General features: G+C 64.2%; 24 protein-coding genes. 11 read left to right on the forward strand and 13 right to left on the reverse strand.

The features are described from left to right. Positions 1 to 52 precede the first annotated feature (52 nt). Positions 53 to 1,687 (reverse strand): isocitrate lyase, encoded by a 1,635-nt coding sequence (locus I6F12_RS29705; protein ID WP_036013803.1) that lies wholly within the window; start codon positions 1,685 to 1,687, stop codon positions 53 to 55. A 227-nt stretch (positions 1,688 to 1,914) separates the two neighbouring features. Between I6F12_RS29705 and I6F12_RS29710 the strand changes: the two genes are divergently transcribed. Continuing rightward, positions 1,915 to 3,360: a short-chain fatty acyl-CoA regulator family protein gene (locus I6F12_RS29710; protein ID WP_036013804.1), complete on the forward strand. Its 1,446-nt coding sequence runs from the start codon at positions 1,915 to 1,917 to the stop codon at positions 3,358 to 3,360. 148 nt (positions 3,361 to 3,508) lie between these two features. On the opposite strand, the gene I6F12_RS29715 is transcribed toward I6F12_RS29710, so the two are convergent. Next, positions 3,509 to 3,802, reverse strand: a complete 294-nt coding sequence (locus I6F12_RS29715; RefSeq protein ID WP_225157830.1) for an antibiotic biosynthesis monooxygenase — start codon at positions 3,800 to 3,802, stop codon at positions 3,509 to 3,511. Positions 3,803 to 4,030: 228 nt separating this feature from the next. Between I6F12_RS29715 and I6F12_RS29720 the strand changes: the two genes are divergently transcribed. Both I6F12_RS29720 and I6F12_RS29725 read left to right on the forward strand, forming a co-directional pair. Continuing rightward, positions 4,031 to 4,831, forward strand: a complete 801-nt coding sequence (locus I6F12_RS29720; protein ID WP_036024809.1) for a hypothetical protein — start codon at positions 4,031 to 4,033, stop codon at positions 4,829 to 4,831. Between the two features lie 166 nt (positions 4,832 to 4,997). Then, positions 4,998 to 5,348, forward strand: coding sequence for a hypothetical protein (locus I6F12_RS29725; protein ID WP_225157831.1), 351 nt, complete (start codon positions 4,998 to 5,000; stop codon positions 5,346 to 5,348). Between the two features lie 418 nt (positions 5,349 to 5,766). On the opposite strand, the gene I6F12_RS37535 is transcribed toward I6F12_RS29725, so the two are convergent. The 3 genes from I6F12_RS37535 to htpX form a co-directional block, all read right to left on the reverse strand. Beyond that, positions 5,767 to 6,159: a DUF3551 domain-containing protein gene (locus I6F12_RS37535; RefSeq protein ID WP_081494629.1), complete on the reverse strand. Its 393-nt coding sequence runs from the start codon at positions 6,157 to 6,159 to the stop codon at positions 5,767 to 5,769. Between the two features lie 209 nt (positions 6,160 to 6,368). Further along, entirely contained in the window at positions 6,369 to 7,010 is a 642-nt protein-coding gene (locus tag I6F12_RS29735; RefSeq protein ID WP_192893321.1) for a tetratricopeptide repeat protein, read from the reverse strand. 135 nt (positions 7,011 to 7,145) lie between these two features. Further along, complete coding sequence (gene htpX / locus I6F12_RS29740; protein ID WP_036037078.1) at positions 7,146 to 8,084, reverse strand: zinc metalloprotease HtpX; 939 nt, start codon at positions 8,082 to 8,084, stop codon at positions 7,146 to 7,148. A 368-nt stretch (positions 8,085 to 8,452) separates the two neighbouring features. On the opposite strand from htpX, the gene I6F12_RS29745 reads away from it, so the two are divergent. The 3 genes from I6F12_RS29745 to I6F12_RS29755 are packed head-to-tail and all read left to right on the forward strand — an operon-like array spanning position 8,453 to position 11,654. Next, on the forward strand, positions 8,453 to 9,067 hold the full coding sequence (locus I6F12_RS29745) for a hypothetical protein (protein WP_225157832.1): 615 nt from the start codon (positions 8,453 to 8,455) through the stop codon (positions 9,065 to 9,067). A gap of 14 nt (positions 9,068 to 9,081) precedes the next feature. Further along, positions 9,082 to 9,717 carry an HlyD family secretion protein gene (locus I6F12_RS37540; protein ID WP_225157833.1) on the forward strand — a complete coding sequence of 212 codons (636 nt, stop codon included), beginning with the start codon at positions 9,082 to 9,084 and terminating at the stop codon, positions 9,715 to 9,717. After that, positions 9,714 to 11,654, forward strand: a complete 1,941-nt coding sequence (locus I6F12_RS29755; protein ID WP_225157834.1) for a glycosyltransferase — start codon at positions 9,714 to 9,716, stop codon at positions 11,652 to 11,654. Before I6F12_RS37540 ends, I6F12_RS29755 begins: the two co-directional genes overlap by 4 nt. Before the next feature lie 35 nt (positions 11,655 to 11,689). On the opposite strand, the gene I6F12_RS29760 is transcribed toward I6F12_RS29755, so the two are convergent. Then, the gene (locus tag I6F12_RS29760; RefSeq protein ID WP_225157835.1) at positions 11,690 to 14,014 is read right to left on the reverse strand and encodes an AI-2E family transporter; all 2,325 of its coding nucleotides are present in this window, start codon (positions 14,012 to 14,014) and stop codon (positions 11,690 to 11,692) included. Positions 14,015 to 14,295: 281 nt separating this feature from the next. Between I6F12_RS29760 and I6F12_RS29765 the strand changes: the two genes are divergently transcribed. The 3 genes from I6F12_RS29765 (at position 14,296) to I6F12_RS29775 (ending at position 17,486) form a co-directional block, all read left to right on the forward strand. Next, positions 14,296 to 15,591 (forward strand): lytic murein transglycosylase, encoded by a 1,296-nt coding sequence (locus I6F12_RS29765; RefSeq protein WP_225157836.1) that lies wholly within the window; start codon positions 14,296 to 14,298, stop codon positions 15,589 to 15,591. A gap of 111 nt (positions 15,592 to 15,702) precedes the next feature. Beyond that, a complete protein-coding gene (locus I6F12_RS29770; protein WP_036013837.1) occupies positions 15,703 to 16,206 on the forward strand; it encodes a DUF1993 domain-containing protein in 504 nt (167 codons plus the stop codon). A gap of 179 nt (positions 16,207 to 16,385) precedes the next feature. Next, complete coding sequence (locus I6F12_RS29775; RefSeq protein WP_225157837.1) at positions 16,386 to 17,486, forward strand: alkene reductase; 1,101 nt, start codon at positions 16,386 to 16,388, stop codon at positions 17,484 to 17,486. Between the two features lie 237 nt (positions 17,487 to 17,723). Here I6F12_RS29775 and I6F12_RS29780 read toward each other — a convergent pair whose 3' ends face one another. The 7 genes from I6F12_RS29780 to glpD all read right to left on the reverse strand — a co-directional run bounded on the left by I6F12_RS29780 (position 17,724) and on the right by glpD (position 25,440). After that, positions 17,724 to 19,466, reverse strand: coding sequence for an ABC transporter substrate-binding protein (locus tag I6F12_RS29780; protein WP_036013842.1), 1,743 nt, complete (start codon positions 19,464 to 19,466; stop codon positions 17,724 to 17,726). Between the two features lie 130 nt (positions 19,467 to 19,596). Next, positions 19,597 to 19,926, reverse strand: coding sequence for a DUF2160 domain-containing protein (locus tag I6F12_RS29785; RefSeq protein WP_225157838.1), 330 nt, complete (start codon positions 19,924 to 19,926; stop codon positions 19,597 to 19,599). Positions 19,927 to 19,936: 10 nt separating this feature from the next. Next, positions 19,937 to 20,743 carry a carbohydrate ABC transporter permease gene (locus I6F12_RS29790; protein WP_036013847.1) on the reverse strand — a complete coding sequence of 269 codons (807 nt, stop codon included), beginning with the start codon at positions 20,741 to 20,743 and terminating at the stop codon, positions 19,937 to 19,939. After that, positions 20,743 to 21,717, reverse strand: coding sequence for a sugar ABC transporter permease (locus I6F12_RS29795; protein WP_036024799.1), 975 nt, complete (start codon positions 21,715 to 21,717; stop codon positions 20,743 to 20,745). Before I6F12_RS29795 ends, I6F12_RS29790 begins: the two co-directional genes overlap by 1 nt. Then, entirely contained in the window at positions 21,717 to 22,802 is a 1,086-nt protein-coding gene (locus tag I6F12_RS29800; protein ID WP_036013850.1) for an ABC transporter ATP-binding protein, read from the reverse strand. The genes I6F12_RS29795 and I6F12_RS29800 overlap by 1 nt, the downstream gene beginning before the upstream one ends. A gap of 14 nt (positions 22,803 to 22,816) precedes the next feature. Then, a complete protein-coding gene (locus I6F12_RS29805) occupies positions 22,817 to 23,893 on the reverse strand; it encodes an ABC transporter ATP-binding protein (protein ID WP_057026248.1) in 1,077 nt (358 codons plus the stop codon). Beyond that, on the reverse strand, positions 23,890 to 25,440 hold the full coding sequence (glpD, locus tag I6F12_RS29810; RefSeq protein ID WP_225127866.1) for a glycerol-3-phosphate dehydrogenase: 1,551 nt from the start codon (positions 25,438 to 25,440) through the stop codon (positions 23,890 to 23,892). The genes I6F12_RS29805 and glpD overlap by 4 nt, the downstream gene beginning before the upstream one ends. Positions 25,441 to 25,667: 227 nt before the next feature. On the opposite strand from glpD, the gene I6F12_RS29815 reads away from it, so the two are divergent. Next, positions 25,668 to 25,952 carry a type II toxin-antitoxin system Phd/YefM family antitoxin gene (locus tag I6F12_RS29815; RefSeq protein ID WP_057026246.1) on the forward strand — a complete coding sequence of 95 codons (285 nt, stop codon included), beginning with the start codon at positions 25,668 to 25,670 and terminating at the stop codon, positions 25,950 to 25,952. Then, on the forward strand, positions 25,949 to 26,374 hold the full coding sequence (locus tag I6F12_RS29820) for a type II toxin-antitoxin system VapC family toxin (protein ID WP_036013859.1): 426 nt from the start codon (positions 25,949 to 25,951) through the stop codon (positions 26,372 to 26,374). Before I6F12_RS29815 ends, I6F12_RS29820 begins: the two co-directional genes overlap by 4 nt. Positions 26,375 to 26,377 lie beyond the last annotated feature (3 nt).

Below are 26,377 nucleotides of genomic sequence, written 5' to 3' on the forward strand. Positions count from 1 at the left end.
TGCGTGACCGGCCTGGACTCCAACCTGGCTTCCAGACCGATCCGATCCGCCGTTAGCCGAACTGGTTCATCGTGTTGTGGACGCCGCCCGCCTTCAGCGCAGCTTCGCCCGCGAAGTACTCCTTGTGGTCGTCGCCGATGTCGGAGCCGGCCATGTTCTGGTGCTTCACGCAGGCGATGCCCTGACGGATCTCGGCGCGCTGGACGTTCTTGACGTAGCCCAGCATGCCCTGCTCGCCGAAATACTCGCGGGCGAGATTGTCGGTCGAGAGCGCGGCCGTGTGATAGGTCGGCAGCGTGATCAGGTGGTGGAAGATGCCGGCGCGCTTGGCCGAATCCGCCTGGAAGGTACGGATGCGCTCGTCGGCTTCCTTCGCCAGCGGCGTGTCGTCGTACTCCGCCTTCATCAGCTCGGCACGGTTGTACTTGCTGACGTCCTGGCCTGCTTCCTTCATCGCGTCGTAGACCTGCCAACGGAAGTTGAGGGTCCAGTTGAACGACGGCGAGTTGTTGTAGGCGAGCTTGGCGTTCGGCACCACCTTGCGGATGCGGTCGACCATGCTGGCGATCTGCTCGATATGCGGCTTCTCGGTCTCGATCCAGAGCAGGTCGGCGCCGTTCTGCAGCGAGGTGATGCAATCGAGCACGCAGCGGTCTGCACCGGTGCCGGGGCGGAACTGGTAGAGGTTGGAGGGCAGCCGCTTCGGACGCATCAGCTTGCCGTTGCGGTTGATGATGACGTCGCCGTTCTTGGCGTTCTCCGCGGTGATTTCCTCGCAATCGAGGAAGCTGTTGTACTGGTCGCCGATGTCGCCGGGCTTGTGGCTGACGGCGATCTGCTGCGTCAGGCCGGCGCCGAGCGAGTCGGTGCGGGTCACGACGATGCCGTCTTCGACGCCGAGCTCGAGGAAGGCGTGGCGGCAGGCGCGGATCTTCGCCAGGAAGACGTCATGCGGCACCGTGACCTTGCCGTCCTGGTGGCCGCACTGCTTCTCGTCGGAGACCTGATTCTCGATCTGCAGCGCGCAGGCGCCCGCCTCGATCATCTTCTTGGCGAGGAGATAGGTCGCCTCCGCGTTGCCGAAGCCGGCATCGATGTCGGCGATGACGGGGACGACATGGGTCTGGAAGTTGTCGATCTTCTCGATCAGCTCCTTCTCGCGAGTCTTGTCGCCTTCCTTGCGCGCCTTGTCGAGCAGACGGAAGATGTCGTTGAGCTCGCGCGAATCGGCCTGACGCAGGAAGGTGTAGAGCTCCTCGATCAGCGCCGGCACCGCGGTCTTCTCGTGCATGGACTGGTCGGGCAGCGGACCGAATTCGGAGCGCAGCGCCGCGATCATCCAGCCGGAGAGATAGAGGTAGGTGCGGTCGGTCTTGCCGCCGAAATGCTTCTTGACCGAGATCAGCTTCTGCTGGGCGATGAAGCCGTGCCAGCAGCCCAGCGACTGGGTGTACTTGGTGGGATCCTTGTCATAGGCGGCCATGTCGGCGCGCATCACGGCCGCGGTGTAGCGGGCGATGTCGAGGCCGGTCTTGAAACGGTTCTGCAGGCGCATGCGCGCGACGGCCTCGGCCGACACGCCGTTCCAGGTCGGCTGGGTCTCGAGGAGCGCCTGAGCCGCCTTGACCTCGTCCTGATACGAGGACGGACCCTGGAGGGTGCTGATACCGCGGGGCTGGTAATTCATGTGCCTGATCCTTTCGCTGACGTGCCGAGGCAGCCATCGACATTCTTGACAATGCATTGCGAGATGCGTGTCAGAAGCTAAACGCGAAAAGGAAAAGTTCGTACAGATGGCTTGTTTTTTATTGGTGATGTCATGTAACATCTGAACGTGTAATATATGTCACTTTGTAAAATTTGTAAATAATAGGTCAACTGTTCTGACCTTGATTGAGCCTGGAGATCTGAGACATGCCCGCCGATTCCGGCAAGAAACTCTTCGTCGGCCCGCGCTTCCGGCGAATCCGGCAGCAATTGGGGCTGTCGCAGACCCAGATCGCCGAGGGGCTCGGGATCTCGCCCAGCTATGTCAACCTGATCGAGCGCAACCAGCGCCCGGTCACGGCGCAGATCCTGCTGCGGCTGGCCGAGACCTATGACCTTGACCTGCGCGATCTCGCCACCGCGGACGAGGACCGCTTCTTCGCCGAGCTGAACGAGATCTTCTCCGATCCCCTGTTCCGGCAGATCGACGTGCCCAAGCAGGAGCTGCGCGACCTCGCCGAGCTCTGCCCCGGCGTCACCCATGCGCTGCAGCGGCTCTACGCGGCCTATACCGAGGCGCGTCAGGGCGAGACCCTGGCCGCGGCGCAGATGGCCGACCGCGACGTCGGCACGCGCTTTGAAGCCAATCCGGTCGAGCGCGTGCGCGAGCTGATCGAGGCCAACCGCAACTATTTTCCGGAGCTGGAGCAGGCGGCGGAAAATCTGCGCGACGAGTTGAACGAGCCCGCCGAAGGGCTGTATGCCGCGCTGATAACGCGCTTGCGCGAGAAGCACTCGATCCAGACCCGCATCATGCCGGTCGACGTGATGCGCGAGACGCTCCGCCGATTCGACCGCCACCGCCGGCAGCTGCTGATCTCGGAGCTGGTCGATCCGCCCGGCCGCGCATTCCAGCTCGCCTTCCAGCTGGGCTTAGCGGAATGCGCGCAGGCGCTGGAGACCATCATCGGCCGGGCCGGCCCGCTGGACGATGCGCCGCGGCGGCTGTTCCGGATCACGCTCGGCAATTACTTCGCGGCCGCCGTGATGATGCCCTACCCGGCGTTCCTCGCGGCCGCCGAAGCGCTGAACTACGACATCCACGTGCTGGCACAGCGCTTCAATTCCGGCTTCGAGCAGGTCTGCCACCGCCTCACCACGCTGCAGCGGCCGAACGCACGCGGCATTCCGTTCTTCCTCTTGCGCGTCGACAATGCCGGCAACGTCTCCAAGCGTTTCTCCTCCGGCACCTTCCCGTTCTCGAAATTCGGCGGCACGTGTCCGCTCTGGAACGTGCATTCGACCTTCGACACGCCGGATCGCCTGCTCAAGCAGGTGATCGAGCTGCCCGACGGCACGCGCTATTTCTCGATCGCGCAGATGGTGCGCCGCCCCGTGGCGCCGCATCCGCTGCCGCAGCCGCGCTTTGCCATCGGCCTCGGCTGCGAGATCCGCCACGCCGCCCGCCTGACCTACGCCACCGGCATGGACCTGGAGAAGGCCGAGGGCACCCCGATCGGCGTCAACTGTCGCCTCTGCGAGCGCGAGAACTGCGCCCAGCGCGCCGAGCCGCCGATCACGCGCACGTTGATCCTGGACGAGACGACGCGGCGGGTGTCGAGCTTTGCGTTCTCGAATGCAAGGGAGTTGTGAGGCACACACTCTCTCTTCCGTCATGGCCGGGCTTGACCCGGCCATCCACGCGCTTCCGCGTACGCAGAAAGAAGGGGATGCCCGGGTCAAGCCAGGGCATAACGACCAAGTGTGTGGTCGCCGCTCCGGTCATCAATAGCGCGCGCCCTCACGCCAGCGTATGCACGATCACCGGTCCCGCCACGGCGCGGGCGTCGCCGGCGAGCAGCGGGCCGAGATCCTTCTCGATCCAGGCGATGGCGCGCTTGTTGGCTTCCTCCGCCTGCTCGAACTTGTCGAAGATCGAGATCGCGGTGACCGTGTCGTCGCCGCCATAGACGACGTAATAGGCGCGGAAACCGTCGACGTCGCTGATGATGGGAACGGCGCCGTGCTTGATGCGGCGCGTCAGCTCTTCCGCGCTCCCGCTTTTTGCCTTGGCCTGACGGATGGCGGCATACATGGCATCCTCCCCTTCCGGCTATGATGTGAGGGCCTCGAGCCCGGGCGGATGTTACGCCGAAGCGCGCAGCCGATCCACGCTTGGTTAACCCGACCCTAATCCGCCCGCGCGATCTGCAACCAACGGTTAAGCACGCCTCAACATCAGTGCCTTAGTCTCGCCGCACTCACTTTTCGCAAACAAGGGCGGCCTAATCTGCTCGGGCGAAGTGACATCAGGGGGTCCACCATGCGCATTGCGTTGCTGCTGACCGCGACCATTGTCGGCGCGCTATTCGCCAGTCCAACCATCGCCGGGTCGCTCGATGCCGGCGCGGCGCAGCCGCTGCCGCCGGGCTTCCAGAGCTACCGCGGCTACATGTTCGACATCTCCGAGAACCGCGACCGCAAGGACGTCGACAAGCTCACCGAGAACCTGAAGAGCCAGATCGACGTCGTCGAAGGCGTCGGCCTCTCCCCGCGCGTGCTGCGCTTCTTCCACACCGTTCCGATCGTCGCGAGCGAACTCGCCTGCCTCGACGAAGGCGCCGCCACCGCCTGCTACGGCCGGGTCACGCCGGACATGCAGCGCACCGCGCCCCGGACCCTGACGGTCTGGGACCCCGCCAAGCAGCGCTGGACCAATCCCAATGCCGTCGACCTCGCGGTCGATTCGGGCCTCGGCGTGATCATGCTGCGGCCGGACATGATGCGCTACGAGAAGGAGGCCGTGCTGCTGCACGAGATGCTGCACGCCTTCCACGCGCGGCTGCTGCCGGACGGCTACGCCAACAAGGGCGTGATCACCTACTACGCCCTCGCCAAGTCCAAAGACCTCTTGCCCAAGGAATCCTATGCGATGAAGAATCCCATGGAGTTCTTTGCGGTGACCGCCAGCATCTTCCTGGCCGGCAAGAGCGAATTCCACGATCCGAAGTCGCGCGAGGCGCTTAAGGAGAAGATGCCGGACTATTACAAATATCTGGTCGGCGTGTTCGGCTTCGACCCCGAGCCGGCGGCCTCGAACGGCCCGGTCGCCTCGCTGAAATGAGCGGACGGCGCCAAGCCAAGCCAAAGAGCCGCGCGAACAGCGCGGCTTTTTTGTTTCGCACGCTCGGTAAGCTGCGGATGACGCACAGCCGGGAATTGCCAAGCCGGGGTCCGATCTGCATAGTCCCGCCCGCATCGATACCGTTTTTCGAAGGGGATGAGAGACCATGGCGGAAGCCGACCTGGATGTCGTGATCCGGCAACTGGCCAGACAGCTGCATGCGGGCCTGATGACCCGTGCCAAGGAGCGGCGGGATCGCTTCAACAGCCTTGCGGCCAAGGCCAAGGGCAAGGAGACCGGCGAGCGCTTCAAGATGATGGCCAAGGCCACCATGGAGCAGGTGACTGCAGCCGCCAAGCGCCTGCAGATGTCCGCCGATAACGTCGCCGACAGCTACGCGCGGTCGATGCGCCTCGCCGCCAGCACGCCTGTTACGGTGAAAGCGGAGAAGAAGGCAAAGGACGAGAAGCCGGCGAAGAAGGCCGCAAAGAAAGCCAAAGCGAAAAAGAAGACGTAGTCGTTGCACCCAGGGCTATCGCATATGACTTGCGGCGGCGGCCTGCGCACGCGCCTCGTCCTTCGAGACGGCGCTGACGCGCCTCCTCAGGATGAGGCTAATCAGCATCGGTGCTCGTTGAAACTGCTGCCGCGCATTCCGCCCTCATCCTGAGGAGCCCGCCAAAGCGGGCGTCTCGAAGGATGGCCGCAAGGAAAAACTCCCAAATGCGATAGCCCTGCCGTTGAACCGATCGCCGCTACGGGATTGGCGATCTGGAGGCTCGCCGACCTATCTCCCAATCATCTCCGGCTTGATCGGATCGCCGCGTTGCGCGTTGGCGACGCGCTCCCGAGCGGCCGCCGCAATCGGGCCGGCCGCGACCTCAACGATTCCTCCGCCCCAGGCATGGGCTGGTCGAACAGTCGAGCGACATCCCTCACATGTATTGCCTCACACTTTGGAGAAAGCGCTCTTTCTCGCCAGGCGCGTAACCTTGGGATGCCCCATAATAGGGTTCATTGAAGTGATTATAGGGTACCGCCCGGTACTGGACCGGCGGCCTCGGTGGCGCGTAGGTCTGGCGATGATGCCGCCGAGCGTTTCCTCTCGCCGGAGGACCGGCGTAGTAGGGATTGAGGACGCACATCTGGCCGTTTGCCGACGCCCTGCATTGGTCCATCGTCGTGAAGCTGCATCGGTAGTATGGCGTCATTCCGCGAGAAATGACGTTCAAGCAAACGGGATAAGCCGGGTCATATTTTTGGGCTCGAGCCTGCCCCGCTGTCAGAGCGATACTCAGGGTCAAAATCGTCAAAGCCCATTTGCACATTGGAAGCTCCTCCAGGGGCGCACGACATGGATGCACTCTGGACCCTGCCAGTATTGATCCAACTCAATACTAGTTGAATTGGTTCATACGCGCAGCAGACAGCCGCGACAGTCTCGCTTTCCGCATCTCTCACCGATCTCGCCGCTATGCGGCAAGCCACCTGTCCTAAAGACGTGAGAGGGTGCCGCCGCAAATGCCGCGCCAGATCCTCATCTTCGCGGCGCGGCCACCAGTGTCGGCTCGGCGCTGGCGAGTTCCGCGAGCTTGGCGCGCGCGGCCTCTCGCGCGCGACCGTCCTTGCCGGCGGGCAGCGCCAGCGCGGCCTCGAAATCGGCGCGGGCGTCGTCCGTCTGGCCGCGGGCGAGGAACGCAAGGCCGCGGTCGAGACGGGCCTGCGCATCGGTGGGGTCGAGGCGGACCGCCGTGCTGTAGCTCAGTATGGCGCGGTCGAGATCGCCCATTGCGGCGAGCGCGAGACCGCGCTGGTGATAAGGTGCCGCGCGCTTGGGATCGTGCGCGATCGCCTCGTCGTAATCCGCAATGGCAAGCTCGAAGTCGCCGTTCTGCCGGCGCGCCAGCGCCCGGTCGCGATAGAGCGAAGCGCGGTTGGGATTGAGGTGGATGGCCTCGTCGAAATCGGCGATCGCCCGCTTGAAGTCGCCGTGACGCAGCGCGATCCGTCCACGTCCCGCATAGGCGAAGGCGATCAGCGAGCCGCGCAGCGGCGAGAAGCCGATCACGGCCGAGCAGATGTCGGGATCATCCTCGTCGCCGCAATTGACGACCATGTGCGTGGACAAGCCGACGAGCACGCAAAGGACGATCAGCAATGGTACGGCAATTCTGGTCATCTTCGACGGTGGCCGGCAGCGCGCCGGCCACCCATCCCCTTTCGAAGGAATGGTCACGCCGAGGAGTTAACACTGGTCGCGGCCCCCCCTGTGTGCGCCAGATCACAAAGCCAGACGCAATCCTTGCCGGCTCCGTCAGCCCCAGGGACTACGACGTGAGGAGGAGCGGCCCCACGGCCCGCGCGGTGGATAGTTCTCGTTGGCGCCGACCGACGGCGCCGCGCGCGCGCCGAGCTCGGCCGCCAGTTGCTGGAGCGCGGCGACGCGGTTCTGCGTCGAGGGGTGGGTGGCGAACAGGTTGTCCACCCCGTGGCCCGACAGCGGATTGATGATGAACATGTGCGCGGTCGCAGGGTTTCGCTCGGCCTCGTAGTTCGGGACCTGGTGCGCGGCGCCCTCGATCTTCACCAGCGCAGAGGCCAGCCACATCGGCTGTCCCACGATGCGCGCACCGAGATTGTCGGCGGCATATTCGCGGGTCCGGCTGATCGCCATCTGCACCAGCATGGCACCGAGCGGAGCGAGGATCATCAACAGGATCGAGCCGATGATGCCCGGACCGCTGTTGTTGTCGCGATTGCCGCCAAAGAACATGCCGAACTGCGCCAGCATCGAGATCGCACCGGCGATGGTCGCGGTGATCGTCATCAGCAGCGTGTCGTGATGCTTGATATGCGCGAGCTCGTGCGCAATCACGCCGGCGAGCTCCTCGCGGCTGAGCTGGTTCATCAGACCGGTGGTGACGGCGACCGCGGCGTTTTCCGGATTGCGGCCGGTGGCGAACGCGTTGGGCTGGATCTCATCCATCACGAACACGCGCGGCATCGGCAGGCCGGCACGGCCCGCAAGCTCGGCGACGAGGCCGACCAGCTCCGGCGCGGTCGAACGATCGACCTCATGGGCGCCGTACATCGACAGCACCATGCGGTCGGAGTTCCAGTAGGTGAAGAGGTTGGTTGCGGCGGCAATGACGAGCGCGATCATGGCGCCCGAGGCGCCTCCGATCAGATAGCCGACGCCCATGAACAGGGCGGTCAGGCCAGCGAGCAGCATTGCGGTACGAAAATAGTTCATGGCCGTCTCCTGGGGCGGCCGCGGGCGAACCTCTGGCCGGCACCTTCGAAGTATGAATGCGGCCGCCGGCTGCAAGGTTCGTGCGTCGTGGAGCCGCAGACGCCAGCGGCGCCAGCCAGCCTTTCCGCCGCCACTAAAGCTTGACCGGGATTTGCGCAAAAACACACGCGGAGGCTTAGCAACCTGGAAAGCGCAATTTCCGCATAACTCGCGGTAACCGGGCACGCGGCATTGGCCTTGTGCATTGACCGGGTTCCCGTTGGCCTCCCGTCAGCAAGGTGACCGCCATGGTAGACCGCTCGAGCGCCGCCTCCGTCGCCCCCTCATCCGCCCCCTCCCCTCACGACGCCAGAACTGATGCGAAGGGTTTGCAGGACTCCCTGCACGAGCACCTCTTCACCAATGACGAGTCCGACCATGCTTCCACGACGCAGAGCGGGCAAGAATCGGGACGCCGCTGGCCGTATCTGCGGCGCGGAGCCAAGGTCGCGATCGGGCTCGCCATCGTCGCCGTGTTCGGCTGGCTGCCGCTGCGCGCGATCTGGGAAAATTCGAGCGTCGAAGCCGTGCTGAATTCCCGCCTCGTCACCTTGCGCACCCCGATCGGTGGCCGCGTCGCGGCCGCCCAGCGCGTCACTGACCAAGCCAAGCTCGAAGCCGGGACCGTCGTCCTGCGCGTCTTCAACTCGCGCGGCGATCGCACGCGGCTCGACGATCTCCGGCGGCAGAAATCGCGCCTGGAGAACGAACGGCCGAGCCTTGCGGCGAAGCTCGCTTCGGCTCAGGCGGCACAAAAGGATCTGGCGCGGCAGGCCGCGCTGTTTCGCGACGGACGCGTGCTCCAGCTCGAGGCCCGCATCGCGGAGATCCAGACTCGATCGAGGCGGCGGCGGCGCGGCGGGACGAGGCCAGTGCCGCCGTCGAGCGCGCCTCCTCACTGGCAAAATCGGGCAATGTCTCGACCGTCGAACTGGCACGTCTGACGCGCGAGCTCTCGGTGTCGCAACAGACCGAGCTCGGTGCGCGCAAGCGGCTGGACGCGGCCAAGGTCGAGCTCGCCGCGGCACGGAACGGATCCTTCCTCGGCGACAGCTACAACGACCGGCCAAGCTCGGTTCAGCGCGAGGAAGAGATGCGCCAGCGTGCCGGCGACCTCGAGGCCGATCTCGCGCGCACCGACACGGAGATCGCCTGGCTCGCCAACGAGATCATCGTCGAGGAGGTCCGGTTCGCGGATCTCACCGAAGCCAACATTACGACACCCGTCGCAGGCCGCGTCTGGGAAATGATGACATCGCCGGGCGAGGACGTGCAGGCAGGCCAGCCGTTGCTCAAAGTGCTCGATTGCAGCGGCGCCGTGATCACCGCCAATGTCACCGAGAACGTCTACAACCGCCTGCAGCTCGGCGACCACGCGACGTTCGAGCCCAATGACGGCGGCGAGCCGATCTCCGGCACCGTGGTCAACCTGACCGGCGCTGCCGGCGCGCCGGCCAATCTCGCCATCAATCCGGATGCGCTGAGCAAGGAGCCCTATCGTGTGACCGTGGCCTCGCGCGATGCCGCAGCTCGCGCCTGCACGGTCGGCCGCACCGGCCGCGTGGTGTTTGCACGGCACGAGACCGCACCGTGACGGCGGCGCTGACGCCCGGCCTGATCGCGCTCGGCGCCTTCATGGCGATCGTACCGCCGCTGAGGCGCGACAGCACGATGGCACGCTCGTTCCTGGCCATTGTCTCGGTGACCTTGCTGCTGCGCTATCTCTATTGGCGGATCATGTCGACGCTTCCGCCGCCGCGCCTGACCGTCGATGCCGTGATCGGCTACCCCTTCATGCTGCTGGAGGCGGCCTCGCTCGTCGCGGTCGCGTTGTCGCTGCTGTTCCTGAGCCGGACGCGCGACCGCACCGGTGCAGCGAAGGTCGACGGCCGCACCACCGATCCGGGCGCGCCGCTGATCGACGTCTTCATCTGCACCTACAACGAGGAACGAGGGATCCTCGAGCGCACGATCATCGGCGCGACGGGCATGGACTACGGCAATTACCGCGTCTGGGTGCTCGACGACGGAAGGCGGCCCTGGCTGCGGCGGCTGTCCGGCGAGCTCGGCTGCCACTATCTGACGCGGCCCGACAACCAGCACGCCAAAGCAGGCAACATCAATCACGCACTGAGGCATGTCGGGGCGCTGCCGGAGCGGCCGCAGTTCGTCGCCATTCTCGATGCGGACTTCGTGCCGCGGCCCGATTTCCTTGCGCGCACCGTCTCGCTCATGGACGATGCGTCGGTCGGCGTGGTCCAGACCCCGCAGCACTTCATCAATCCCGACCCGATCCAGACCAACCTCGCCGCGACCGACGTCTGGCCCGACGAGCAGCGCTTCTTCTTCGACATCCTGATGCCGGCCAAGGACGCCTGGGGCGTCGCGTTCTGCTGCGGCACCTCCTCCCTCATCCGCTATTCCGGACTGATGCGGATCGGCGGCTTTCCGACCGATTCGGTGACGGAGGACTATCTCGTCACGCTGCGCCTCAAGGAGCGCGGACTCAATACGATCTATCTCAACGAGCGCCTGACGATCGGGCTCGCGCCGGAAGGGCTGAAGGAATACATCACCCAGCGCGCCCGCTGGTGCCTCGGCTTGATGCAGATCGTGCGCGGCCGCAGCGGACCGCTCTCGCGGGACTCGAAGCTGCCCTTCATCGACCGCCTCTCGCTGGCCGACGCCTTCATGAGTTGGTCGGCGGTCTACACCTCGAAAGTGGCGGGCCTTGTGGTGCCCTGGCTGTTCCTGCTGTTCGGCATCCAGGCGGTGCGGGCCGATCTGAGCGAGCTGTTGCGGGTCTTTCTGCCCTTCTATGTCTGGAACGGCCTCAGCATGGCCTGGCTTTCGCGCGGCCGCTCGCTCGCAATGATGACTGATGTCTCCCAACTGATTGCCGCGCCTGCCGTGCTCAAGGCGGTGGCGACCGGCCTGTTGAAGCCGAAGGGACACAAGTTCAAGGTCACCGCGAAAGGCGGCGACCGCGACCGACGCTTCGTCGAATGGCCGCTGCTGCGCATCTACGGCTGTGCACTTTTCATCACGCTCGCATCCATCGCTTATGCCTTCATCCTGCAGCAGCGCGGCGAGAACATCGCCTATGGCGGACTGGCGCTGGCCTGGAGCTTCTACAACGCGTTCATCCTCACCGTGGTCTGCTTCGTCTGCATCGAGCAGCCGCGCAAGCGCAAGGCGGAGCGCTTCAATCGCAACGAGCCGGTGCTGCTGCGCCAGGACGGCAGGTCGCATCTGGCGCGGCTCGCCGATATCTCCATCACCGGTGCGCGGCTAATCGATCCCGATCCGCCGGCGGTTGGGAGCACCATCGAGTGCCAAATCTACGGCCGCTCGATCGCGGCCATCGTGGTGCGGCGGACCATTGATGGATTTGCCGTGCGGTTCGCGGAAGGCATGGACACGCGCGTGCATGCAATCAGGGCGTTCTATGCCGGCGAATATGTTCGGGCCTATCGGGGCGTCAGGGCGCTCCCGGTCGGTAAGGCGCTGCTGATGCGGCTGTTCGGCTAGCGCCACTGTTAGCGGCAAGGTCGGCTTCCTCGCCGCTAGGGGGCGGGATGCACCTCTCTCGAGCTTTCCGACTCGACGCCTGGGGCCACTCGAGCGCTCTGGATATCGATCATCAATTGCTTCGCCATCTCCTGCAGGCGGTCACGATCCCGGTCGGTGAACTCCCGCGGCTGAGTATCAATTACACAAAGGCAGCCTACAACATGACCGGATGAAGTCCGGAGCGGGACCCCCGCGTAGAAGCGAATGCCTCGCTCCAGCACATGCGGATCGTCGGCGAAGCGCGGGTCTCCGGTCACATCCTCCGAAACCAGCATATCGCCTGCAGCGATCACATGCGCGTCGAGGGAGCCCTCGTGATTGCTCGGCAGACCTGCTTGAACTTCTTGGGCGCGGGCTTCAACGGCGGTTAGCTGAATATGATCGACCAATGTCACCAGCGCGATCGGAACGTTGAACGCTTGCGCGACCTTTCTGGAGGCCTCATCCAGGTCCTGGCGTTTCGAGGCGTCCAAGCCAAGTCCGCGCAGCGCGGCGAGCTGCGCACGTTCGGCGTCGGCCGTGAGCTGGGGCGTATCGCCGAGAGCTGCCGCGCGACCGACCCATGCTTCAACCTGCTCGACGCATGCGTGGAGAGAGGCGAATGCCGCGTCGGCCGCCATCTGGGTCTTGAGCTCTCCCGTCTGTTCCGTTCCGGCGATCAAATTCCAGCAGCAGGCGGCAAGCTTCACCTGTGGAGCCCGACGGCGCAGGCGACGAAAGACATAGCGGGCGTAGACCTGCGGCTGCGGGTGAAAGTAGGACAGGCACACCACGTCGACCCCCTGGAGATCGAGTTGCTCCAATGCTCCCCGACTGACCGCGATCGGCGGCAAGACCTTGGCGCCGATGGTGCGTTCCTCGAGCACCTGCGCGAGCATCTCCGCCGCTGCATGATCGAGCTCCGTGCGTCCAGCGAGACAGAGGACGCATGGTCGCTGCGCAGTGTGATTTCCCTCGTCCACTGCATTCGCTTTTTCGCGGATATGGTCATCAACCTCCCGGACAACCGAAATAGCCGTATCCGCAACAAGACGCCGGTAATTGGTGTCGATGCCGCTGCGCTGACGATCATTCTCCGCCAGGCGCAGCGCCGGAATTCCGACGTTGTCGTACAGCTCGCGCGAGGAACACTCGTCGACATAGTTCTCGGCGAACTCAACCGCCTCCTCCAGGTTGCCGGCCAATAGGCGCTGGTAGAGTTGCTCCTCCGGCGCGAGCACAGGGTCGCTGCCGAGCAGAACGCCCAAGAACTCCAACTGCGGGACGTAGCGCCCCATGACGACGAGGCAGACGGTCAAAGGTGTCGCCAGAAACAGCCCGACGGGTCCCCACAGCATCGTCCAAAAGATCGCGGCGATGATAATTGCGAGGGACGACAGCCCGGTGCTGGATCCGTAAAGCCAAGGCTCGACAACATTGTTGCTGACGAGTTCAGCCGTAACGAACAAACCGACGACCCAGAACAGCATCGTCCAGCCTGGATCGACGGCGATGGCCAGGGCAACGGGAAATATAGCAGCCAGGAAAGGACCGAGGTAGGGAATGAATCGAAGTACCGCTGCGAGCAAGCCCCAAAGAATCGCGTTCGGCACGCCAACAAAGTAGAGTGCAACACCGATCGGCACGCCGTAAGTCAGATTGACAACGAGCTGCATCAGCAGATAGCGGCTGACCCGCGAGGCAGCATCGTTGATGGCCTGAGTACTCTTCTGAAGGTCACCGGCTCCGGCCAACTTGATGAATCGGTCGCGCAGGTCTTCGCGCTCGAGCAGCACGAAGATCACGAAAATGACGACCAGCCCGGAAGTCGCAAGCGGTGCCAGCAATGGACCTATGACCGATCGAATGAGCTCCAGCGGTCTCGGCTGTGGCGGCTCCACCCGCACGGTGACAGGCTCCCGACTCTCACTACCGGTGCCAAGCCGGGAGGATGCTGCCGCCGACTTTTTCTCATCTCCCGAGATCTCTCTGCCGAGATCCTGCATCGTCGTGGTAACGGCGTCGACGACCCCGCCGCCCGGCGCGGAGCTTTGCAACGAGCGGATCTTCTCGGTGATGGTGGTCTGATAATTGGGAAGGTTGCTGGCGAGCTGGACCAGTTGGCGCCCAACGACCAAGGCGATCCCTGCGACGACGATAAAGGCAATGGAAACGGCAATTAGCACCGCTGCAATGCGGGGCACTTTCCAACGTCTCAGCCAATTGACCAAGGGCGTGAGAACGAAGCTCAGCAGGATCGCAAGGGCAAAGGGAACGAAGATTTCCCGGCCGAGATAGAGGGCTCCGATGGCTAGGACGATGCCGCCGGCCGTGAGCATGGGCGAGGTTGCGGCTCGCACGGCCGGTGTTCGCTGCGTCGACGCCGGAGGCAACTCGGCCACAGAACGAGCCTTTCCGTAACGGTTTCGACAGGTCAACCCCGATTCGGCGGGATTGATCCAACCGAGCCGATGGCTTGATTTCTGAATACATGCCCCTGCGCACCAAGGCGGGCGACCTATCGTCCTCCAGATCAGGTGCAGGGTGGGGATGGCCTGGGGCGGCCGCTTCCCCTAAACTTCGGCCGAATCCACGCCTGCCCTTCCCCGCCGGAACCCCCATGGTCCAGACCCGATTTCCGATCGCGGCCCTCGCGCTTATCGCATGCACGGCCACGGCATCCGCCCAAATGCTTCCGCCTCCTGCCAAGCCCGCAGTGCCGAAGGCCCCCTCGCCGCGCGCCGCCTCGTGCCACAATGGCGCGAGCTTCGATCGCTTCCTGACCGAGGTGAAGCAACAGGCGGTGGCCGCCGGCGTGTCGCAGCGCACGATCGCGGAGGCATCGCCCTATCTCGTCTACGACCAGGGCATCGTCAACCGCGACCGCGGCCAGCGCGTGTTCGGACAGCTCTTCACCGAATTCGCCGGCCGCATGGCCGCGGCCTATCGCATGCAGAACGGGCAGCAGCACATCAAGCAATACGCCGCGGCGTTTGCGCGCGCGGAAAAGGAATACGGCGTGCCGCCCGCGGTGATCGCCGCGTTCTGGGGCCTTGAGAGCGATTTCGGCGCCAACATGGGCAATTTGCCGACGCTGAAATCGCTGGTGTCGCTCGCCTATGATTGCCGCCGTTCGGAGATGTTCGTGAACGAGACCATCGCGGCGCTGAAGATCATCGACCGCGGCGATCTGCATCCCGACGAGATGATCGGCTCCTGGGCCGGCGAGCTCGGCCAGACCCAATTCCTGCCCGTGCACTACGTCAACTACGCGGTCGACTTTGACGGCGACGGACGGCGCGACCTGTTGCGCTCGCCGGCCGACGTGATCGGCTCGACCGCGAACTACGTCGCAAACGGATTGAAGTGGCGGCGCGGCGAGCCGTGGCTGGAGGAGATCAAGGTGCCGCCGAACCTGCCGTGGGAAAAGACCGATCTCACGATACGCGAGCCGCGCTCGACATGGGCGCAACTCGGCGTCACCTATCCCGACGGCCGGCCCTTGCCGAACGACAATCTCGCAGCCTCCGTGCTGCTGCCGATGGGACGCTTCGGGCCGGCCTTCATGGCCTATCCGAATTTCGCGGCCTACACCGAGTGGAACAACTCGCTGATCTACGCGACCACCGCGGGCTATCTCGCCTCGCGCATCGCCGGGGCCGCGCCGATGCGCAAGCCGGCTGCGCCGGTCGCGCAGCTGCCGTTCAACGAGCTCAAGGAATTGCAGCAGCTGCTGGTGCGCGCCGGCTTCAACGTCGGCAAGGTCGACGGTGTGCTGGGGCAGCAGAGCCGCGCCGCGGTGAAGGCGACGCAGATCAAGTACGGCCTGCCGGCGGATTCTTGGCCGACCGCCGAGCTGCTTGCGCGCATGCGCGGCGGCACGGCGCAGGTCCTGCGCCAGACGACGGTGCGGTAGAATTTTCGCATCGCACAAGCGGCTTTCCGCGATTGCAATTTTCCATGAGCCTCCCATGTGAGTGGCTCAGGTTTTCTCCTGAGATTTCCCACCCTTTGAAGCGAGCATCACATGTCCTTCTACGACGCCGTCGTCCCCGCCTATTTGCAGATGCTGAACAGCGTGACCGGGCTGCTCACCAAAGCTGAGGCGCATTGCGCGGCCAGGAAGATCGATCCCAGCGTCCTGCTTGGCTCGCGCCTCTTCCCGGACATGCTGCCGCTGTCGCGGCAGATTCAGCTGGTCAGCGACTATCCGACCAGAGGCTGTGCGCGGCTGACGCATAGCGAGGTCCCCTCGACGCCCGACACCGAAACCAGCTTTGCGGAGTTGAAGCAGCGGCTGGCGAAAACGATCGACTATGTCAAATCCTTCAAGCCCGAGCAGTTTGAGGGCGCCGACGCCAAGGACGTCACCTTTCCGATCGGCCCCGGCAAGACCATCACCATGACGGGACAGCAATTCCTGAGCTCGTTCTCGCTGCCGAACCTCTATTTCCACGCCGCGATCGCCCACGGCATCTTGCGTCACAACGGCGTTGAGATCGGCAAGCGCGATTTCCTCGGCGCGAACTGATTTCTGAAATCGCACGGCCGCGACAGCGGGATTTCACTGTCGTAGCCGACATTGCACACGAATTATGCTACGCGCGCCCTGCCGCGTAGCTCGCCTGCACTTTGCGTATGGCTCATCCCTTGCGCCCGATGTCGCGATGCACAATTGTTCGAGACCTCTCACCGCCCGGAAGCATTCCCATGAGCCGTTCGACCAAATTGTTTGAGACCTACAAGCTCGGCCCGATCACGCTGGCCAACCGCCTCGTCATGGCGCCGCTGACGCGCAACCGTGCCGTACCCGGCACCTTCGTGCCCGGTCCGCTCGCCGCCGAATATTACGCCCAGCGTGCATCCGCAGGCCTCCTGATTACCGAGGCGAGCCAGGTCTCGCAACAAGGTCAGGGCTACCAGGACACGCCCGGCATCTATAGCAAGGAGCAGGTCGCCGGCTGGCGCAAGGTCACCGACAAGGTGCATGAACGCGGCGGCAAGATCTTCGTCCAGCTCTGGCATGTCGGCCGCATCTCGCACGTCGATCTGCAGGCGAATGGCGCAGCCCCGGTGGGACCGAGCGCGATCCGAGCCAAGGGCAAGACCTTCGTCAACGGCGGCTTCGCCGACGTCTCCGAGCCGCGCGCGCTCGAGCTCTCCGAGATTCCCGGAATCATCGACGACTTCAAGCGCGCCACGAAGAACGCGCTGGAAGCCGGCTTCGACGGCGTCGAAATCCACGGCGCCAACGGCTATCTGCTCGAGCAGTTCGCCAAGGACGGCGCCAACAAGCGCACTGATGCCTATGGCGGCTCGATCGAGAACCGCGCGAAGCTGATGCTGGAGGTCTCCAAGGCCGTCGTCGCCGAGGCCGGCGCCGGGCGCACCGGCATCCGCATCTCGCCGGTGACGCCGGCCAACGACATCTCGGATTCCAACCCGCAGGCCCTGTACGATCACATCGTCGACGGCCTCAGCGCGCTGAAGCTGGTCTATCTCCATGTGGTCGAAGGCGCCACCGGGGGGCCGCGCGACATCGCGCCGTTCGACTATGCGTCGTTGCGCAAGCGCTTCTCGGGCGCCTACGTCGCCAACAATGGCTACGATTTCGACCTCGCCAGCAAAGTGCTGGAGGCGAACGCCGCCGACCTCATCGCCTTCGGCAAGCCGTTCATCTCCAACCCCGACCTGGTCGAGCGGCTGAAGCAGGGAGCGGCGCTGAACGATTGGGACAAGAACACGTTCTACGGTGGTGGTGCGAAGGGCTACACGGATTACCCGACGCTGGCGGCCGAGCCGGCGGAGTAGGTTCTTCTCCACACATGACGCTGTCATGCCCCGCGAAGGCGGGGCATCCAGTACGCCGCGGCTTCTCGGTTCAACCACGACCGTCTCTGGAATACTGGATTGCCCGCCCCTGTGCGCAATTGCGCACTAGGCGGGCAATGACACCGAGGGTGTGAAAAACCCTCGCACCACAACGACAAAACAAAAAGGCCGGGATCGCTCCCGGCCTTTCGTGTTTGATATCGCTCTAAGCGCCGCTTACTTCACTTCCGCGCGCTTGGGCGGAGTGGCGGGCCACGACTTGATCAGGGTGTCGTAGTCCACCGTCTCGCCCTTCGGCTTCTCGTTGGCGAGCTTGCGCTGCGGCGCGATGGTGCCGTCCTTCTGGGCCTTGGCGAACCAGTACTCGGCCGACTCCTTCTTGTGCAGCTTCGGACCGCAGGCGCCCTGCACGCCGGACTTCTCCAGACGCTCCAGCACGGAGTCCTGGGCCGCCGCGAGAGCATCCATCGCCTGCTGCGGCGTCTTCGCACCGGACGACGCATCGCCGATGTTCTGCCACCACAGCTGCGCGAGCTTCGGATAGTCGGGCACGTTGTTGCCGGTCGGGGTCCACTGCACGCGCGCGGGCGAGCGGTAGAACTCGATCAGGCCGCCGAGCTTCGGCGCACGCTCGGTGAACGACTTGTCCCAGATGTCGGATTCACGGATGAAGGTGAGACCGACATGGCTCTTCTTCAAGCTCACCGACTTGGAGACGATGAACTGGAGATAGAGCCAGGCTGCCTTGCGGCGATCCGGCGGAGTCGACTTCAGCAGCGTGGCGGAGCCAGCGTCCTGGTAGCCGAGCTTCATGCCTTCCTTCCAATAGGAGCCGTGCGGCGACGGAGCCATACGCCACTTCGGCGTACCGTCCGCATTCACCACCGGCAGACCCGGCTTCACCATGTCGGCAGTGAAGGCGGTGTACCAGAACATCTGCTGGGCGATGTTGCCCTGCGACGGCACGGGGCCGGACTCGGAGAAGGTCATGCCCTGCGCCTGCGGCGGGGCGTACTTCTTCATCCAGTCGAGATACTTCGTGATCGAGTAGACTGCGGCCGGACCATTGGTGTCGCCGCCACGCTCCACCGAAGAGCCGACCGGGCGGCAGCCCTCCATCCGGATGCCCCATTCGTCGACCGGCAGACCGTTCGGAATGCCCTTGTCACCGTTGCCGGCCATCGACAGCCAAGCGTCGGTGAAGCGCCATCCGAGCGAGGGGTCCTTCTTGCCATAGTCCATATGGCCGTAGACCTTGACGCCGTTGATCTCCTTGATGTCGTTGGTGAAGAACTCGGCGATGTCTTCATAAGCCGACCAGTTCACGGGCACGCCGAGCTCGTAGCCATACTTGGCCTTGAACTTGGCCTTGTAGTCGGCATTGGTGAACCAGTCGTAGCGGAACCAGTAGAGGTTCGCGAACTGCTGGTCGGGCAGCTGGTAGAGCTTGCCGTCCGGCCCGGTGCCGAACGACTTGCCGATGAAGTCGTTGACGTCGAGCATGGGGTTGGTGACGTCCTTGCCCTCGCCGGTCATGTAGTCCGACAGCGCAATGGTCTGGCCGTAGCGGAAATGCGTGCCGATCAGGTCGGAGTCGTTGATCCAGCCGTCATAGACGTTCTTGCCCGATTGCATCTGGGTCTGGAGCTTCTCGACGACGTCACCTTCCTGGATGAGATCGTGCTTCAGCTTGATGCCGGTGAGCTCGGAGAATGCCTTGGCGAGCGTCTGCGCCTCGTATTCATGAGTCGTGATCGTCTCGGAGACGACGTTGATCTCCATGCCCTTGAAGGGCTCGGCGGCCTTGGCGAACCACTCCAGCTCCTTCTTCTGGTCTTCCTTCGACAGCGTCGAAGGCGTGAATTCCGCGATCCACTTCTGGATCACGGCCTCGTCGGCGGCGCGAACCGGCGCCGAGACGGCGAACGACACCGCGATGATCGCAGCGGCGCTGGACATGGTCAGAAAACTATTCTTGGTCAATGGACCTTTCCTTCTCCTAAACTGTCGCATGTTGTTCCTCCGTTGCAGCGACAAACTTTTATACAGGCCCGGGTTGGTCCCGGATCTGGCCGTCCCTTCGCAAGCTTCAGACCGTGCGGAAAATGAGCGCGGCCGTGACCAGCGAAATTCCTGATGCGAGCCACAGGCTCGAGATTTCAAACCCCTCCTCGCCGATAGGCAGCGTAGCGACCGCATCGGTGCCGACGAGGCCGATCCATGCGAGGTGGATGACGGCGGCCGCGATCAGCGAGATGAACAGTCGATCGCCGCGCGTGGTCGGGATGCGCAGCACGCCGACACGCTCGGCCTCGGGATAGACCGCGGCGAGCCAGGTCATCACGAGAAGCGTGCAGGCGAGCGCGGCGAAGAAGATCGCGGTCGGCAGCGTCCAGGCCATCCATGCGATGGATTCCATCGATGCCTCCTCAGACGCGGCCGAGCGCGAAACCGCGCGCGATGTAGTTGCGGACGAACCAGATCACCAGCGCGCCCGGAATAATGGTGAGCACCCCGGCGGCGGCGAGCAGGCCCCAATCCATGCCGGCCGCCGACACCGTACGCGTCATGATCGCTGCGATCGGCTTGGCATGCACCGACGTCAGCGTGCGCGCGAGCAAGAGCTCGACCCAGGAAAACATGAAGCAGAAGAAGGCGGCGACGCCGATGCCGCTCGCGATCAGCGGCACCAGGATCTTGATGAAGAAGCGCGGGAAGGAATAGCCGTCGAGGAACGCGGTCTCGTCGATCTCGCGCGGCACGCCGGAGACGAAGCCTTCGAGGATCCACACCGCGAGCGGCACGTTGAAGATGCAGTGCGCGAGCGCGACGGCCCAGGGGGTGTCGAACAGGCCGATCGCCGAATAGAGATTGAAGAACGGCAGCGCATAGACCGCCGCCGGCGCCATGCGGTTCGACAACAGCCAGAAGAATAAATGCTTGTCACCGAGGAAACGGTAGCGCGAGAAGGCGTAAGCCGCCGGCAGCGCCACGGCGATCGAGATGATGGTGTTGAGGACGACGTATTCGAGCGAATTGATGTAGCCCGAATACCAGCTCTCGTCGGTGAAGATGCGCTTGTAGTGCTGCAGCGTCGGAGTGTGCGGCCACAGCGTCATCGTCGAGACGATCTCGCTGTTGGTCTTGAAGCTCATGTTGACGAGCCAGTAGATCGGCAGCAGCAGGAAGATCAGGAACAGCCCCATGATGAGGCGACGGCCGGGGATCGAATGCATCAGGCCACTCCTTCCCTTGGCTCGAGTGCGGGCACGGGCTTGAGCGCGGCCGCGGGCTTGGGCTCCGCCGCCGGCTCGCTCGAAGCCTGGACTTTGCGTTCGACACCGGCATTGGTCATGACGGTGTAGAAGATCCAGCAGACGATCAGGATGATGAGGTTGTAGACCAGCGACAGCGCCGCGGCCTTGCCGAGGTCGAACTGGCCGAGCGCAATCTTGACCAGCTCGATCGACACGAAGGTGGTGGAATTGCCGGGCCCGCCACCGGTGACGACGAACGGCTCGGTGTAGATCATGAAGCTGTCCATGAAGCGCAGCAGCACCGCGATCAAGAGCACGCGGTTCATCTTCGGCAGCTGGATCGCCTTGAACACGGCCCAGCGCGAGGCGCCGTCGATCTGCGCGGCCTGGTAATAGGCTTCGGGAATCGACTTCAGGCCGGCATAGCACAGCAGCGCGACGAGGCTGGTCCAGTGCCAGACGTCCATCACGATGACCGTGAACCAGGCATCGACGTCGTTGGAGACGTAATTGTAATCGAAGCCCATGGCATTGAGGACGTAGCCGAGCAGGCCGATGTCGGGACGCCCGAAGATCTGCCAGATGGTGCCGACCACGTTCCAGGGGATCAGCAGCGGCAGCGCGAGAATGACGAGGCAGGCTGCGACGGTCCAGCCCTCGCGCGGCATCGACAACGCGACGACGATGCCGAGCGGCACCTCGATGGCCAGGATGACGAGCGAGAAGAACAGGTTGCGGCCGAGCGAGGCGAGGAAGCGGCCGCCGAGGTCGGTGGAGGGATCGAGCAGCTCCTTGAACCAGCCCACGCCGTTCCAGAAGAACTGGTTGTTGCCGAAGGTGTCCTGCATCGAATAGTTCACCACCGTCATCAGCGGCAGCACCGCCGAGAAGGCGACGACCAGGAACACCGGCAGCACCAGGAACCAGGCTTTTTGGTTGACGGTCTTGTCCATCAGGCGGCTCCCTCCACCAGAAGGCTGTCGGCATAGACGTGGACGTGCGACGGATCGAATTTCAGCCCGGCGGTACCGTCCGCGCTGGTGAAGCCGCCAGGAGCGCGCGCCGCGAGCTTGGCGTCGACGACGCGCACGCGCGCGAAGCGGATGCGGCCGAGATCGTCGATGCGCTCGATCCTGGCGGTGAGCAGGCCAGGTGCGGGCGCGACCACCTCGACGAATTCGGGACGGACGCCGATCTCGATCTTCGCCCCTGCAGGCAGGTTGTCGTAGCTGCGGTTCAGCGCGATGACGTGGCCGTCGATCCTGGCCTCGCGCCCCCTCACCTCGGCCGGCAGGATGTTCATGCCGGGCGAACCGATGAAATAGCCGACGAACGTATGCGCCGGCTTGTCGAACAGCTCGGCCGGCGTGCCGCTCTGCACCACGCGACCGTCATGCATGACCACGACGGTGTCGGCGAAGGTCAGCGCCTCGGTCTGGTCATGGGTGACATAGATCATCGTGAGGTCGAGCTCGCGATGCAGCGCCTTCAGCTTGGAGCGGAGCTGCCATTTCAGCTCGGGATCGATCACCGTCAGCGGCTCGTCGAACAGCACGGCGGCAACGTCGTTGCGCACGAGACCGCGGCCGAGCGAGATCTTCTGCTTGGCGTCGGCGGTCAGGCGCGTGGCCTTGCGGTTCAGATAGGGCTCGAGATCGAGCAGGCGACCGATCTCGGCGACGCGCCTGTCAATGTCGGCCTTCGGCACGCCGCGATTCTTCAGCGGAAACGCCAGGTTCTCCCCCACCGTCATGGTGTCGTAGATCACCGGAAACTGGAACACCTGCGCGATGTTGCGCTTCTGGGTTGACAGCGGTGTGATGTCCTTGCCGTCGAACAGGATCTTCCCCCGCGACGGCGTGATGATGCCGGAGATGACGTTCAGCAGCGTGGTCTTGCCGCAGCCGGAGGGGCCGAGCAGCGCATAGGCGCCGCCCTGCCGCCAGGTCATGGTGACAGGCTTGAGCGCAAAGCTCTCCTGCGGCGCATCGTTGCCGCCGTAGGAATGGGCGAGATCGACGAGGTCAATGCGGGCCATGGCGCATCTCCCTCCTAAGAGCCCGGTGCCGCGACCAGACGGTCGGCGGCATCGAAGACGAAGACATCATTGGGATCGAGCACGGCATCGAGCATCTGGCCCGGCTCGAACTCGTGCACGCCGTGCAGCACCGCCACCCAATTCGATCCGTCGCGGGTCAGATGCACGAAGCTCTCCGAACCCGTGATCTCGGTCACCGTGACAGTGGCGTGGAAGGCGTGACGGTCGGCCTCGCCATTGGCAAGCCCGAGCTGATGGGCACGAAAGCCGACGCGATAGAAGCCGTCGGGCAGACCGGCATAAAGCCCGGACGCGGGCGCTGCACTCCCGCCCGCATATTGGACCATGCCGTTCCCCTTCTCGAGGCCCACGAGATTCAGCGGCGGATCCGAAAACACCTGCGCAACGCGCAAGGTCTGCGGCCGGCGATAGACATTGGTGGTCTCACCCATCTGCAGCGCCTGGCCCTCCCACATGCACACCGTGTTGCCGCCGAGCAGCAGCGCCTCGGTCGGCTCGGTTGTGGCATAGACGAAGATCGCGCCGGAGGCCTCGAAGATGCGCGGCAGCTCCGCCCGCAGCTCCTCGCGCAGCTTGTAGTCGAGATTGGCGAGCGGCTCGTCGAGCAGCACGAGGTCGGCGCCCTTGACCAGCGCGCGTGCGATCGCGGTGCGCTGCTGCTGGCCGCCGGAGAGCTGGAGCGGCGTGCGCTTCAGGAACGGCTCGAGCCGCAGCAGCTTTGCAGCCTCGGCGACGCGCGCCTCGATCTCGTCGCGCGGCTTGCCCTGCACGCGCAGGGGCGAGGCGATGTTCTCGTAGACCGTGAGCGAGGGGTAGTTGATGAACTGCTGGTACACCATCGCGACCGAGCGCTGGCGCACGTCGGCGCCGGTGACGTCCTTGCCGTTGACGAACACCTTGCCCGTGGTCGGCTTGTCGAGGCCGGCGAGCAACCGCATGATCGAGGTCTTGCCTGACAGCGTCGGCCCGAGCAGCACGTTGAGCGTACCGCTCTCGAGCGTCAGCGAGACGTCACGGATGTGCGGCACGCCTTCCACGGTCCGGGTCACGTGATCGAGTGTCACGGTCATGAGCGTCCTCCCGTTTCCAGCAGGGGACTTTGCTCCACGGCATGGCTCCTGATCCAGTCGTCGAGGGTCGCGATCTCGTCGGCAGATAGTCGCAGGCCGAGCTTGGAACGGCGCCAGACCACGTCGTCGGCGGTGACGGCCCATTCGTTGGCCATGAGATAGCGGACCTCGCGCTCGGTTAGCGTGGCGCCAAAGGCCTGGCCGAGATCCGCAGCCGATTTTGCATCGCCGAGCAGCTTGATGGCACGGGTGCCATAGGCGCGCGCCAGGCGCCGCGCATGCTCATGGCTGAGGAAGGGATAGCCGCGCTGCAGCTCGGCGATCAGGCCGTCGATGTCGGATACGTTCATGTCACCGCCCGGCAGCGGCCATTTGCCGGTCCAGCCTTCGCGCGCTTTCGCACTGCGCAAGTAAGGCGCAAGGCGCTCCAAGGCCTCTTCGGCGAGCCTGCGATAGGTCGTGATCTTGCCGCCATAGATCGACAGCAGCGGCACGCCGCCGGGCGTGTCGAGCTCGAACACGTAGTCGCGCGTCGCGGCCTTGGCCTCGCTGGCGCCGTCGTCATAGAGCGGACGCACGCCGGAATAGGTCCAGACCACGTCGGTGGGCGCGACAGGCTTGGCCAGATATTCGCTGGCCGCCTTGCAGAGATACTCGATCTCTTCAGTCGTCGCCTTCACCTTGGCGGGATCGCCGTCATAGTCGCGGTCGGTGGTGCCGATCAGCGTGAAGTCGTCCTGGTACGGGATCACGAAGATGATGCGGCCATCGGCATTCTGGAACATGTAGGCGCGGTCGTGGTCGTAGAGCTTCTTCACGACGATGTGCGAGCCCTGCACCAGGCGCACCTTGGCTTTCGCATTCACGCCGGCGCCGCGGCCGAGCACGTCCTCGACCCAGGGTCCGCCAGCATTGATCAGCGCCTTGGCCTGGATCTGCGAGCGCGCGCCGGTCAGCGTATCGACCATGCTGACGGTCCAGACGCCGTCCGACTGGCGAATCTCGGTGGCGCGGGTTCGGGTGCGGATCTCGGCGCCCTTGTCGGCGGCATCGCGCGCATTGAGCACGACGAGGCGGGCGTCGTCGACGAAGCAGTCCGAATATTCGAAGGCGCGGCTGTAGCGGTTCGGGATCAGCGGCTTGCCGACCTCATCGCGCTTGAGATCGACCGAGCGGGTCGCCGGCAACAGGTGACGGCCGCCGATGTGATCATAGAGGAAGAGGCCGAGGCGCAGCAGCCAGGCCGGGCGCAGGCCGGCGTGATGCGGCAGAACGAATCGCAGGGGCCGGATGATGTGGGGCGCGATGCCCCAGAGGATCTCGCGCTCGATCAGGGCCTCGCGGACCAGCCGAAACTCGTAATATTCGAGATAGCGCAGGCCGCCATGCACGAGCTTGGTCGACCACGACGATGTCCCGCTCGCCAGATCGTTCATTTCGCACAGGAAAACGGTATTGCCGCGGCCCACCGCGTCACGCGCAATGCCGCAGCCGTTAACACCGCCTCCGATGATGGCGAGATCGAAAATACGCTCCAACAGACGCATCCCCCGGCGACCGCTCGTTCATCAAGCGGCTACTTTCGCTTTTGATTAGATCACACCGAAAAACGAAAGCAAGATGAAAGAGAGGCGAAAGGAAGCGAAAGCGGAAGTTTCTTGGTGAGCAAGAGGAGTTCATGTTGGGCAGCGCCACGGCGATTTGGGAGGCACCAGCACCTTGATTGGTCAGCGTCGAGCGATTATAGTCATACTAGTCAAAATGGTTTATCCCTATGGTCAATCGTAACGTTGAACCCGACGCGCTTCCAACGAATGACAGCTGGACGTTGGCCAATGCCAAGGCGCGACTGTCCGAGGTGCTCGACCGCGCCCAGACCGGCCCGCAGGTCATTACCCGTCACGGCAAGCCGAATGCCGTCATCGTTTCCGTCGAGGAATGGGCGCGCAAGACAGCGCGCAAGGGCACCCTGGCCGAATTCCTGCTGGCCTCGCCGTTGCGCGGCGCCGACCTTGAACTCGACCGGCTGCACGACGCGCCACGCGACGAAGTGCCATGAACCTTTTGCTGGACACCAACGTGCTTTCGGAAGTTCAGCGGCCCGCGCCTTCGCCAAAAGTTGTGGCATGGCTGGATAGGATCGATGAGGACCGTGCGTTCATCAGCGTCGCCTCGATCGCCGAGCTTCGCCGTGGCATCGCATTGCTTGAGGATGGTCGCCGACGCACCGCGCTGGCCGTCTGGCTTGCCCACGATTTGCCTGCGCGATTTGCCGAGCGCGTCCTGCCGATCGACCAAACAGTGGCCGAGCGTTGGGGTGACCTCATGGCGCAGAGCCGCAAGAGCGGCGTCGCATTGTCCGTCATGGACGGCTTCTTTGCGGCGACTGCGCTGGTCAACGATCTCACACTCGTCACACGCAACGTGAAGGATTTTGCGGCCTTCGGCGTTCCGCTGCTCAACCCCTGGGACGACGCTTAGCCT

Origin of the sequence: Bradyrhizobium sp. IC4059, from assembly GCF_020193615.1 — a bacterium.
GTDB lineage: Bacteria > Pseudomonadota > Alphaproteobacteria > Rhizobiales > Xanthobacteraceae > Bradyrhizobium > Bradyrhizobium yuanmingense.

What these genes read in the sequence shown, in the direction of transcription:
- I6F12_RS29815 (WP_057026246.1), top strand. Translation starts at nt 25,668, where the DNA reads ATGGTCAATCGTAACGTTGAACCCGACGCGCTTCCAACGAATGACAGC.
- I6F12_RS29820 (WP_036013859.1), top strand. Translation starts at nt 25,949, where the DNA reads ATGAACCTTTTGCTGGACACCAACGTGCTTTCGGAAGTTCAGCGGCCC.
- I6F12_RS29780 (WP_036013842.1), bottom strand. Translation starts at nt 19,466, where the DNA reads ATGTCCAGCGCCGCTGCGATCATCGCGGTGTCGTTCGCCGTCTCGGCG.
- I6F12_RS29705 (WP_036013803.1), bottom strand. Translation starts at nt 1,687, where the DNA reads ATGAATTACCAGCCCCGCGGTATCAGCACCCTCCAGGGTCCGTCCTCG.
- I6F12_RS29760 (WP_225157835.1), bottom strand. Translation starts at nt 14,014, where the DNA reads ATGCTCACGGCCGGCGGCATCGTCCTAGCCATCGGAGCCCTCTATCTC.
- glpD (WP_225127866.1), bottom strand. Translation starts at nt 25,440, where the DNA reads ATGCGTCTGTTGGAGCGTATTTTCGATCTCGCCATCATCGGAGGCGGT.
- I6F12_RS37535 (WP_081494629.1), bottom strand. Translation starts at nt 6,159, where the DNA reads ATGTGCAAATGGGCTTTGACGATTTTGACCCTGAGTATCGCTCTGACA.
- I6F12_RS29735 (WP_192893321.1), bottom strand. Translation starts at nt 7,010, where the DNA reads ATGACCAGAATTGCCGTACCATTGCTGATCGTCCTTTGCGTGCTCGTC.
- I6F12_RS29775 (WP_225157837.1), top strand. Translation starts at nt 16,386, where the DNA reads ATGAGCCGTTCGACCAAATTGTTTGAGACCTACAAGCTCGGCCCGATC.
- I6F12_RS29765 (WP_225157836.1), top strand. Translation starts at nt 14,296, where the DNA reads ATGGTCCAGACCCGATTTCCGATCGCGGCCCTCGCGCTTATCGCATGC.
- I6F12_RS29790 (WP_036013847.1), bottom strand. Translation starts at nt 20,743, where the DNA reads ATGCATTCGATCCCCGGCCGTCGCCTCATCATGGGGCTGTTCCTGATC.
- I6F12_RS29805 (WP_057026248.1), bottom strand. Translation starts at nt 23,893, where the DNA reads ATGACCGTGACACTCGATCACGTGACCCGGACCGTGGAAGGCGTGCCG.
- htpX (WP_036037078.1), bottom strand. Translation starts at nt 8,084, where the DNA reads ATGAACTATTTTCGTACCGCAATGCTGCTCGCTGGCCTGACCGCCCTG.
- I6F12_RS29770 (WP_036013837.1), top strand. Translation starts at nt 15,703, where the DNA reads ATGTCCTTCTACGACGCCGTCGTCCCCGCCTATTTGCAGATGCTGAAC.
- I6F12_RS29795 (WP_036024799.1), bottom strand. Translation starts at nt 21,717, where the DNA reads ATGGACAAGACCGTCAACCAAAAAGCCTGGTTCCTGGTGCTGCCGGTG.
- I6F12_RS29785 (WP_225157838.1), bottom strand. Translation starts at nt 19,926, where the DNA reads ATGGAATCCATCGCATGGATGGCCTGGACGCTGCCGACCGCGATCTTC.
- I6F12_RS29710 (WP_036013804.1), top strand. Translation starts at nt 1,915, where the DNA reads ATGCCCGCCGATTCCGGCAAGAAACTCTTCGTCGGCCCGCGCTTCCGG.
- I6F12_RS29720 (WP_036024809.1), top strand. Translation starts at nt 4,031, where the DNA reads ATGCGCATTGCGTTGCTGCTGACCGCGACCATTGTCGGCGCGCTATTC.
- I6F12_RS29715 (WP_225157830.1), bottom strand. Translation starts at nt 3,802, where the DNA reads ATGTATGCCGCCATCCGTCAGGCCAAGGCAAAAAGCGGGAGCGCGGAA.
- I6F12_RS29725 (WP_225157831.1), top strand. Translation starts at nt 4,998, where the DNA reads ATGGCGGAAGCCGACCTGGATGTCGTGATCCGGCAACTGGCCAGACAG.
- I6F12_RS29800 (WP_036013850.1), bottom strand. Translation starts at nt 22,802, where the DNA reads ATGGCCCGCATTGACCTCGTCGATCTCGCCCATTCCTACGGCGGCAAC.